Origin of the sequence: Nostoc sp. DedQUE02 (genome assembly GCF_034531035.1) — a bacterium.
GTDB lineage: Bacteria > Cyanobacteriota > Cyanobacteriia > Cyanobacteriales > Nostocaceae > Nostoc.
Genome location: NZ_JAVRBY020000120.1, coordinates 1 through 10,923 on the forward strand (window position 1 = coordinate 1; position 10,923 = coordinate 10,923).

Sequence of the window (10,923 nt, forward strand, 5' to 3'; positions counted from 1 at the left end):
GCCCCCCAATTTATCGGGGGGTTGGGGGGATCAAAAGGCTGTGGCGCAACTCTAGAAGACTTGTGTGTACACCGTAGTTCTCCCAAAGGGAGAGGCTAGCGCCAAGGGAGAAGACCGGACTGCCGAACCATTCCAAATCAATGAAATGCTTACGCTGTATTCATTTTTAATTTTTAGTTTTTAATTTTTAATTCCGCCTTGCAGTACTAGGCAGTCACCACCGCACTTTTATAAACTTCTTCAGCCACTTTTGCTAAACGTTGCATAGCAGTGGCAATCTCCTCATCGCTGCCGGTAAGGCTGATGCGGAAGCATTGGTGTTTGTGCGCCCACTCTTCCTCTAAACCGGGGAAGAAGGTACTTCCTGGGACAATAATCAGACCTACTTGCTTAACTAGCTGGTAAAATTCCCAGTCACTCATGGGTAAATCCTGTAACCACAACCAAGCAAAAATTGCTCCTTCACCGCGATGGAGATACCAAGGTAAATCCTTGGGCATTGCTTGTTCTAGGCTGGTTTCTAAAACGGTAAATTTATTTTGGTAAAAAGGACGGATGACAGTGTGAGAAATTTCTACTAAAGCGCCAGAATTAATTGCAAGAGCTGCGATCGCTTGGCCGTAACGTGAAGAATGCAGACCAATATTTGCTTGAAAACACTCCAGTACTTCAATCCACTTCTCATCGCCAATGGCAATACCTACCCTTTCTCCTGGTAATCCTGCTTTTGATAAACTCATGCAGTGTAAGATATTGTCGCCAAACACTGGTGTCATTTCGGTAAAGTTCAATGCCGGGAAGGGAGGCGCATAAGCCGAGTCAATTAACACGGGCAGATTGTAAGGCGCAGCTAAAGCAGCAATCTTTTTCACCTCATCCTCAGTGAGGACATTACCAGTGGGATTACAAGGGCGAGAGAAGAGGATACAACCCGTATTTTCTGTAATCGACAGTTGGCTGAAGTCGGGACGATATTTAAATCGGTGGGCGGCTTCATCAATATCGAGAGTTGGTTTGTAAGCAGTTAACGCTTTTGGAACTAAGGAGAGACCGCCGTAACCTGTGTAGTCAGGGCTGAGGGGCAAAACGATTTGTTTTAACTCGCCGCTAGGGGTGTAGCCACCGTAGCTATTCACAGCGTAGAAGTAGAGGGTTTGACTGCCGGGTGTAATCAAGATATTGCGATCGCTCAAGTTTAACCCGTAGCGTTTGTTAAAGTCGTTAGCGATCGCTTCTACTAATGGTGCATAGCCTTGACTTGAGCCGTAACGGCAAACTACCTCACCATATTCTGGGCTAGCCAAAAGCTGTGCAGTGCAATCCCGCCATAATTGTTCTACCTCTGGCAAAATCAACGGATTACCAGCACTCAAATTAATAAACTGCTTCCCTGCACCCGCTCGTAATGTTTCGATAATATCCTTCATGATTGCTCTGACACCAGTCAGGTTGGACATTTGAGCGCCAATTTGAGTTAGGGCAGGGTTCATAAGTTGTAATAAAATATATTAATTGAGGGTGGACAAATTATTTGGGGTTCGCTGCTGACATCCAGTTTACATCGTTGTCAAAACAGCTGTTACCGCCTTTAACCAATCTAGCTAGAGAATGACATTTTAACAAAGGTAATAATATTTATCGTTCTAGCCGCGATCGTCCTTAGTAAATACGATGAAGTGATACAAAAGTGTATCATACGCTCAATGCCTATGAGGGAAGTGGGGACTGGGAGATAAGAAGAACAACCAATGCCTCATATCCTTAAAGCACTCTCCGATATAAACTCAAATAAGCCGATTGACAAAACTATACAGGAGCGCTGACATTGCAAGTTAAAGCAGCAGTAGCTTACAGTGCAGGTAAGCCGTTGACGATTGAAACCGTTCAACTATCGGGCCCGCAAGCCGGCGAAGTGTTGATTGAGATTAAAGCAAGCGGGGTCTGTCATACCGACGCTTTTACCTTATCTGGTGATGATCCCGAAGGTTTATTTCCGGCTATTTTGGGACACGAAGGTGCTGGTGTGGTAGTGGAAGTAGGGGCTGGGGTCACTAGTCTCAAACCAGGGGATCATGTGATTCCCCTATACACTCCCGAATGTCGCCAGTGCGAATATTGTCTGAGTTTCAAAACTAATCTCTGTCAAGCTATTCGCCAAACCCAAGGACGCGGTGTGATGCCTGATGGTACTAGTCGCTTTAGTCTTGATGGGCAAATGATTCATCATTACATGGGTACATCCACTTTTGCCAACTATACGGTGCTACCAGAAATCGCAGTGGCAAAAATTCGGGAAGATGCACCGTTTGATAAGGTTTGTTACATTGGCTGCGGTGTGACTACTGGTGTTGGGGCAGTTATTAATACTGCCAAGGTGGAACCGGGAGCAAATGTCGTTGTTTTCGGGTTGGGTGGTATTGGTTTAAATGTCATCCAAGCGGCGCGGATGGTAGGGGCAAATATGATTGTCGGGGTGGATATTAATCCCAACAAACGCGCTTTAGCCCAAAAGTTTGGTATGACACACTTTGTTAATCCCCAGGAAGTAGAGGGTGATTTAGTTCCCTATTTGGTTGATTTAACAAAAGGTGGTGCTGATTACAGTTTTGAATGTATCGGTAATGTCAAGATTATGCGTCAAGCATTAGAATGCTGCCATAAGGGTTGGGGTGTCAGTGTGATTATTGGGGTTGCTGGTGCTGGACAGGAAATCAGTACTCGTCCTTTTCAATTAGTAACTGGGCGCGTTTGGAAAGGTTCGGCATTCGGTGGCGCTAGAGGACGTACAGATGTGCCAAAAATTGTAGATTGGTATATGCAAGGCAAGATAAATATTGATGATTTAATTACCCATGTGATGCCAATTGAGCGAATTAATGATGCTTTTGAATTGATGCACAAAGGTGAATCAATTCGGAGTGTAGTGACTTTTTGAGGAAATTTTGAGCGATCGCTTTTATCCGGGTGAGCTTGCCACAGATGATTTAATGAATTGATACTCCTCAGTCAAAATTCACAAGTAGCAAAATTCGTTAACTTGATAATACTTCATCAAAGTATCGGTCAATTTCTGCCGTCAGAATCTCAAAGTCTACAGGCTTAGTCAAGTGGCATTTGAAACCAGCCTGAAGCGCAAGCTGCCGATCCTCCTGGCTACCGTAGCCAGTGAGTGCAATCAGAATTGAACGAGTAAATTTGGAATCTTTACTCAGTTCTTTTGCAACGGCGAATCCATCCATTTCGGGAAGTCCGATGTCACAAATAATCACTTGAGGCTCAAACTTCCTTGCGGTTTCTACCCCTAAAATTCCATTGTTGGCAATGGAAACCTCATGCCCAAAATGCTCAAGTACTGCTTGTAATGTTACGGCTGAATCGTCGTTATCTTCGATGACTAAAATCTTTAACGATTTTTTAGCCGTCTCTATAATCTCTTGGTCGTTATCCCAAGCTGTAACCTCTTCGCACATAGGGAGAGTGACTTTGAATTCTGCTCCCAAATTGATCCCTCTACTTGAGGCTTCAACATGACCACCATGAAGTTCGACAAGGCTTTTTACTACCGAGAGTCCTAAACCTAGCCCGCCCCTCGAACGATCTAAACTGCGATCGGCCTGGGTAAACGGCTCGAATAGTTCTGGTAAGATTGTCGGGTCTATTCCTATGCCTGAGTCTCTGACAGATAAGACCGCTACACTGCCTGAGCCATTTTCACCGGGAATAAATGAGACATCCACCCAAATCGTTCCATCTGGCTTGGAAAACTTTAAGGCATTATCAAGAAGGTTCCTAAAGACCTGGAAGAAACGAGTCGGGTCAACATAAGCCCACAGAGGCTTGTTTGGCAGGTCTTCTATTACGGTAAGATTCGATTTCTTTATTGCTTGTGCATAGTCATTAAGAATCTGGCGAACCAATTCCACTAGATTAAGCTTCTCAAGGTTTAATGAAATCTTCCCGTAGGTGATGGACGATACGTCAAGTAACTCATCAATCAATTTCGAGAGGTGCTTAATCTGGTGTTGCATCATTAAAACTGTTTCTCCGACTGAGCCAGTCTCGCCCAGCTTCAACTTGAGAAGCTGAACTCCGTTCGAGATGGGGGCAACGGGATTCCTCAACTCGTGAGCTAGCATTGCAATAAATTTGTCTTTAAGCGCGTTTTGGTTCGTAAGTTTTTGGAAAAGTTGAACGTTCGCGATCGCAACTGCTGTAGTGTCGGTCAAAATCTCAAGTAGTTCGATCTCTTCGGGTGTGGCTTGGTGTATTTTACTCCAGTAGGCTCCAATCGCACCCAATGGATCAGCAATCCGTATGGGAACCATTACTAAACTCTTGACAAAAGTCACTTTATATGCATCAATAGGAATTCGAGCATCCTGGTAAATGTCCTCAATCACGGCTGCTTTTTTATTGAGCATTGCCCAACCGGAGATGCAAGCCTTGAGCGGAAAACGCATACCTTTCCAAAGTGGCCCAATAGCGTTTTCATCTACATAGTGGCAACATTCACCATCCCGCAGTACAAAGGTTACTCCATCAGCATTAGTGAGATCGCGAGCAGCCAAACGCACAATCTCAATAATTTCCTCAATAGTCCTCACACTAGCCAAATCCTTCACTACCGAAAGCAGCCTGTTATAAGACGAAATATTATAGCTCTGACGTAAATTCTGTTCTTGAGGGATGGAGGTTTGTAATATATTTTTCATAGAAGACTCCGAATAAAGGGGATGTCTGTATAAAAACTTAGGTAAAGCGGGTAAGTATCTGCTGAAACCTAATCTTAATCGTAATTTTAACCTTGATTTTTGAGACGACAATAGACTTCTTGCATAAGTAGGGAAAAGGGGAAAGGTTAAAGGGGAAAGGTTTTTTTATTCCTTTTCCCTTTCCCCCTTACCCTTTTCCCGCCTCTTGCAAAAGTTACTTTTGCAAGAGGTCTAATCTTTTAACGCATTTTTTGCTTACTTATTTGCTTGTATAATTATTTTAACTTCTTAGCTAAGTATTCAGTATTGTGCGTAGGTATAAATGTTATCACACCTTTGATTTCAAAGGTGTAGGGGCGTACAGATGTACGAATAATTTGGGATCATTTATTTTTTGCCAATTTCTTAAGTAACTGCCACTGGTGTTGAATCATTTAATTTTTATTAAAAATATCTATAATTTGCAAAACAACAATTTTTGTTGCATGACTTTACATAAAAGGCATGACTCTATTGAGGTTTGTAAATAGTTTGTATTTCTGGAAGGAATATTCCTTTAGACTGAATTTCAACTGGAAAAATGCGGGAATAAACACAAATGCATTCGTTAAATATATTTTGTCACGAATCTGTAGTTGCTGTTTCCTTTGTAGCTTGTATTATTGGATTGGTGTTACTGTGGGACACTAAGCAGCAAAAAAATGATGATATGGAAGAAACAGAGCGGATTCTGTTTAGAATGAGCTTTAGTTACTGGCTGGTTTACTGTGTAGCTTTCGGCATAGAGAAAATGATTTTACCCGACTGGGAATCTCTAGTCATGACTTTGAAAATAACTACAGCTCTGTCATATTTTTTAACTTTTTCTTGTATCCTTAGTCTGCCGCTACACAAATTTGCAGTACATCGGGTTGAGGAATAGTTATTTGGGAATTGAGAATTGGGTATGAGGCATGGTTAAGATTTCATAGCGATCGCTAATGACGTTTCTAGTTGCTCTTGGGGCAAAGTGGTTAAAATAAACACTTCTTGTACCGTTTTTCCCTGTCGTGCGATGACTTTATAGCCGCCGCGAATCGGTACTGAGACGCGCAGTTGCATTTTTGGACAGTGACCTTTTGCCCGCCCAATCACTCCCGGTGTCACGGTTTGGATACCCTCGTGCTGACAAAGACGTTCTAAAATAGGGATAAGGCCAGAAAGGTGTGTTGAATGATTCCAGACCAGTCTGGCAGATTTTTGTGTTCGCGTAGCGTCTCGTAGAGAAGCCGTGCTGCCAGAATCTGCGGTAGGTTTGCCCATGATGATTAAGCTGCTTCTAGAGGTGCCATTGTCAAACCTGCTCGGCGCAGCTGCTGGTGATAGAGTTCCGCAGGTTCTTGAGGCCCAACCCAGACGATCGCTTGACCTTCATAGTGTATCTGATTAGTCAAGTCCCAAGCGCGATCGCCACTCATTCCCGGAATATATTTCATTAAACATTCAGCCACATGTGGGAATGTATTAAAATCGTCATTTAATACAATCACTTTGTAATTCGGATAAGTTTTACGGATAACTTGATTAGACCGTTCAGGAGCTATAGTTGGTGCTGTGGCCATCCCGTAAATATCTGCTGAAAGTGTCATAAGCATACAACTATTGGTCAATATAATTTTACAAAACTAGACTACAAGTAACTAGTTTAGTCCATTGTCTGGGGATTGGGGACTGGAAAATTAGGAGTTAAGAGCCAAGAGTTATATCAGGTTCGGTTAAACACTTGTAATATTTGTAGGTTTGGTTAAGGAACAAAACTCAACATTTGCTCTCTGTTCATGTTGGGTTTCACTGCCTTCAACCCAACCTACATTGATAAATTTTATTACTTGTAATCAACCGAACTTGATATTAGAGTTAGGTATTGTGTATTGGAAAGAATTTACATTCCTAATACCCAGTCTCCAATGCCCTATTTCCAATTATCCCAGTTTTCGTTAAAAATAGATGTATCTGGGAAGGCGGTAGGGTTGCCATTTTGTTGCAAAAGCCGTTTGAGTGCTTCTAGTTGTGGCTCTTGTTTAGGTAAGTCATCGACTAGTTGGTAAGGTGCGATCGCATTTTTGAGCGCAAAACTAGCCACAGTTCCCGCAGCTGCGCCAGATGACCATTCAAAGGAGTGTACCCGATAGGCAGCAGCAGCAATATGACTAGTAGCAATGCTTTTGCCACCTACTAGCAAATTGTCGATTTTTTGAGGAATCATTGCCCTCAGAGCAATTTGGAAGGGATAAGCTTGACCCGCACCGCGTCTTTCGCCTGGACGTTCTGTGTTTCCAGGGGCTTCTGGGGGACTATTTACCATACAAGGATGGAAATCTATGGCGTAGTGACCAATACCCACAGCATCAGGGAAGATGGTAGAACGAGTCCGTCGCATTGCTTTGTCTGGTGGAACTTTACCGTCAATTACTGATACTGCTTCCAAACCTGCAACTGCTGCTCGTAGCCTCCGATACATATCTGCTGGCAGAGTCTTGGGGTAATATTCATCATTGTAGTCACGGCGGGAAATATCAATTTCCCAGATACCAAAGCCTTGGGGTTGTCCCCAACTGGGGCGGCCAATGATGCGCCGTCCTTCTCGCATATAGGGATATTTCGATAAACCATGCACTGTCCCCATTGGAGAATTTAAACCCGAAACAAAGCGGTTATTGGGTTGCTGCTGCTTGACACCATCCCCTAGTTGAGAATCTGTAGTCCCAGCTACCAACCAGTAATAAAAAGAGAGGGCATTTTCCTCAGCCTTGCGGAGGGTTTCAGTTCGCAATCCTCCCATCCAACCCCCTGATTGTAATTGCCCTGTAGCTTCTAATTGTTGGCGCGTGTAAATTAGGTTATCCTGACTAGTTCCAGGGCGGTAGTCGTTACCCCAAGTCCAGTTTTGCATCGAGATATCCCCTGGTGTCGCCGCAGTAAAACTTACACCGCCGAATTTTGCTGGTTTACCTTTGTTTGGACTCCAAATGCGACGATAGGTAAAAACTAAATCAAAGTTAGCCAGTCGCGTTAATTCATAGCTGAAATATGGCGCATATTGTGAATAAAATGGGGGCATTGTCTGCGGTTGCGGTTCCTTGGTTGCCTCCATTGCAAAGGTGTAGGTAAAGCCTTGAGGGCAATATGGATCGTCGTTGGTGCTAGATGCAGAAGGTTCTAGGTAAGAACGGGCATCAATACCTAATCGATAGGGAACATCAGCAAGGGCAATGATTTCTCCAGTTTCGCTGGTGTCTATGACGTACCATTTAGGAGCATCCTCTTTGGTTGCCTTGGGGATGAAACGGAGAATAGTTTTAGTAAATCGAGATGAGTTTTCGTACCTATAAGAATCTTCAATGCTTTGAGATAAAGTAAAAGTATTCAGAGGTGGTGCGCCTTTTGACGGTTGATGTTGGATTGCGATCGCACCATTAATTATTTTGCCATCAGCAGCAATTTCCAAATCCTTAATTACTGTGTTGGGAAACCATTGCAGCTTTCCTTTGCCCTGCTTTTCAGCATCTTTAAGCATCTGGGTCAAAATAGCGTGAGCATCGCGGGGAAGAAAACAAGATTCACTTACCCAGCAATCACCAGGGTTAAGCTTACCGTATTTGCGCCCAATGCGGTTTCGCAATTCTAGGTAGCCGCGAGAATAGAATTTAAGAGCTCGCTGAGTTGGACGTTCGTCTAACGCAGATGTCCCTTGAGCAGAAATTTGTCCTCCCAGCCAGTCAGTAATTTCTGTAAGACAAACTGTTCGCCCTGCTAACAAACCCTCGTAAGCTGTCGCTACACCAGATAGTCCACCACCTACAACTAAAATCTCGCAATTAACAGTTTTGTCTGGGGTTCTGGGTGGCGCAGCGTTCGTCGGAGACGTTGGCGCAGCCATCGCTCTATCAAATGCAAGTAAACTAGATACCAAATTGAGACTGAGCAGCGATGTCAAGCTCAAAGCTATTTTGTGTCTATGCTTCATTGTTAAAAAACCGCTCCAAATCCTGTGTCACCTAGAAGGTAGCATCCAGCAAATGTTCATTACAAGCTTATTTAATTGGAGATTGGGCAAAACAATTCTTTAGGATTTATATCATGTCCTAATAATTAGTTATGATTTCCACAGTTATTGCACCCTACACGCCAGTCGCTTATAGGAAAATCTAAAATCTAAAATCCAAAATTGCTATGACTGACGAACAACAAACGACAATTCAAGGTATCTATGAAGTCTGTATCGGCATCCCAGAGCCAATTTCTGCAATTCAGTATTGGGAGCAATTTGGCTATCGTATTGGTGAAGTGGGTGAATTAACCGCAGATGTAGCCCATCAATTATATGGGGTAAATTCGTCTTTACGCTCAATTCGCCTTTACCACCAAAATGCAGATCATGGTTTGATTCGGCTAATGATTTGGCAAAATCCCACCCATGAAGGTTTGGGAATTGCGTCGATGAAAATTAAGGGAAATCGCTGGGCGACAAGCTTAACTGCGGATGTCTTAGGTATTTTAAATCATATAGAGGATGCAAAAGCCGCAGGTTTTCCTATTAGGCACTCTAACCCTTATTGGGAAGTCATCTACAACAAAGAGAGAAAAAGCCGTCCTTTCATTGAGCCAGCAGTTGGTGTGCGAGAAATGCTGCTACTGCAACCCTTAGCTCGACAGGTTTTATTTCAACGGTTTGGCTATACACTACCGCATTACGGACAAGTTAACCATAATGCTCCTCTCAAGACTAGTCAGTTTACTCATATAGGGATTATCGTTCAGGATGACAGCAAAGAAACTCTGAAGTTTTATGAAGACGTTTTGGGTTTGCTGCGTGTGCGTGATGGAGTCGAAACTAGCTATGAATCTTCGCCAGCAGGTAAAGATATTTTTGACCTTAACCCTGGTGAAAAGTTTATTGTCACTACTTTTGATGATCCCCGTTCTTCTAAGTCTGACCTGATGGCTGCACGTAGTGGTAGACTTTATGTCATTCGATTCCCAGAATCTATTAATTTAGAATCGCGCTTTGAGGCAGCTCAACCAGGTAGCTTGGGTATGTCTTTATACACTTATCGCGTTAAAGGAATACAGGAGTATTGCGATCGCATCAAGGCAAGTACTGCACAAAAAGTTACAGACATTATTAGTAATGAATTTGGCGAGACAAGTTTCTCTTTTCTCGCACCAGATGGCTATTTCTGGACTTTGTTAGAAGGTAGTTAAGAAGGAAGCAGGGGAGGTAGAGGGGCAGGGGGAGCAGGGGAGGTAGAGGGGCAGGGGAGGCAGGGGGAGCAGGGGAAGCAGGGGAGGAAGAACTATTGCCCATGCCCAATCCCCAATGCCCAATCTCCAATGCCCGCTAGTTTAAACTTGTTTATTTCCACCAATAGCCAGTTGTTTTTTGCTCTGTTTCAATTCTTTCCAAAGTGCTTTAATTTGTTCGTAAGCTTCTTCTTGAGACAGTTTTCCCCCTGTTTCTAGACAAGTAATGTAACTAATTTTTTGAGAAAATTCTTGGAGATTGGCATTAAACACTAAGTTTTCTGGCTGAAATTTACCATAATACCGACTACGTGGGTAAAGAAAGCTGTTTTTGTCTTGTGCGTTAGATTGTGTCATAAGTTTTCTCTCTGTAATTCTTAGTTAAATTTATAGACTATAACTTTTCTCTTTGTGTATATACATTGTAGAAAATTCCAATTCCCGAAGAAGTAAATATTTTGATTGAATCTTAGGATAAGACACAAAAAAAAGGTAATTCAGTGTGGAAAACACTGAAATTAGAAAGTCAAAGTTAATTTTGAATAAGTCAAAGTTCATTTTGCTTGCGGAAAACACCAAAATGAGTAAGTCAAAGTTAATTTTGAGTAATGCCGTTTCTTTGTGAAGCTGCGCCAAACTCTCTCAAACTCTTATCTTGGCGCTCTTGGCGTTCTTCTCTAACGAGACGCTGCGCGAAGGCGGTTCGTTAAAAAATTAAATGCATCTTCATACAGAATTGGTATAAGTCATATCATCTCCGCTTGATTACTTGATTAACTCCGAAGATCTCCACCCCGCCAAAGCTACGCTTTGTCTTCCCTCCCGAAGAGCGGCTACGGTGTACACACAAATCCTAAAAACCTAGCTTGATCAGGCTTGACTCATTCTCATACAAAGTATCGGAACGAGAGAAATAGCATTGTCAGTC

The 10,923-nt window shown here is 42.9% G+C and carries 9 protein-coding genes; 3 read left to right on the forward strand and 6 right to left on the reverse strand.

The window, feature by feature from the left end; genetic code table 11:
* Positions 1–206: 206 nt before the first annotated feature.
* Entirely contained in the window at positions 207–1,490 is a 1,284-nt protein-coding gene (locus RMX98_RS35690; protein ID WP_322680460.1) for a valine--pyruvate transaminase, read from the reverse strand.
* A gap of 335 nt (positions 1,491–1,825) precedes the next feature.
* On the opposite strand from RMX98_RS35690, the gene RMX98_RS35695 reads away from it, so the two are divergent.
* Positions 1,826–2,935, forward strand: coding sequence for an S-(hydroxymethyl)glutathione dehydrogenase/class III alcohol dehydrogenase (locus RMX98_RS35695; RefSeq protein WP_322680459.1), 1,110 nt, complete (start codon positions 1,826–1,828; stop codon positions 2,933–2,935).
* A gap of 97 nt (positions 2,936–3,032) precedes the next feature.
* Here RMX98_RS35695 and RMX98_RS35700 read toward each other — a convergent pair whose 3' ends face one another.
* The gene (locus tag RMX98_RS35700; protein ID WP_322680458.1) at positions 3,033–4,604 is read right to left on the reverse strand and encodes an ATP-binding protein; all 1,572 of its coding nucleotides are present in this window, start codon (positions 4,602–4,604) and stop codon (positions 3,033–3,035) included.
* A 706-nt stretch (positions 4,605–5,310) separates the two neighbouring features.
* On the opposite strand from RMX98_RS35700, the gene RMX98_RS35705 reads away from it, so the two are divergent.
* On the forward strand, positions 5,311–5,634 hold the full coding sequence (locus RMX98_RS35705) for a hypothetical protein (protein WP_322680457.1): 324 nt from the start codon (positions 5,311–5,313) through the stop codon (positions 5,632–5,634).
* Positions 5,635–5,669: 35 nt separating this feature from the next.
* Here the strand turns inward: RMX98_RS35705 and RMX98_RS35710 are convergent, their stop codons facing one another.
* From RMX98_RS35710 to RMX98_RS35720, 3 genes are all read right to left on the reverse strand, one after another.
* Positions 5,670–6,014 (reverse strand): DUF2103 domain-containing protein, encoded by a 345-nt coding sequence (locus tag RMX98_RS35710; protein WP_322680456.1) that lies wholly within the window; start codon positions 6,012–6,014, stop codon positions 5,670–5,672.
* 5 nt (positions 6,015–6,019) lie between these two features.
* Entirely contained in the window at positions 6,020–6,346 is a 327-nt protein-coding gene (gene clpS / locus RMX98_RS35715; protein WP_322680455.1) for an ATP-dependent Clp protease adapter ClpS, read from the reverse strand.
* A gap of 317 nt (positions 6,347–6,663) precedes the next feature.
* Entirely contained in the window at positions 6,664–8,718 is a 2,055-nt protein-coding gene (locus RMX98_RS35720) for an FAD-dependent oxidoreductase (protein WP_322680454.1), read from the reverse strand.
* A gap of 206 nt (positions 8,719–8,924) precedes the next feature.
* Between RMX98_RS35720 and RMX98_RS35725 the strand changes: the two genes are divergently transcribed.
* Entirely contained in the window at positions 8,925–9,956 is a 1,032-nt protein-coding gene (locus RMX98_RS35725; protein ID WP_322680453.1) for a VOC family protein, read from the forward strand.
* 141 nt (positions 9,957–10,097) lie between these two features.
* On the opposite strand, the gene RMX98_RS35730 is transcribed toward RMX98_RS35725, so the two are convergent.
* Positions 10,098–10,352 carry a hypothetical protein gene (locus RMX98_RS35730; protein WP_322680452.1) on the reverse strand — a complete coding sequence of 85 codons (255 nt, stop codon included), beginning with the start codon at positions 10,350–10,352 and terminating at the stop codon, positions 10,098–10,100.
* Between the last annotated feature and the right edge of the window lie 571 nt (positions 10,353–10,923).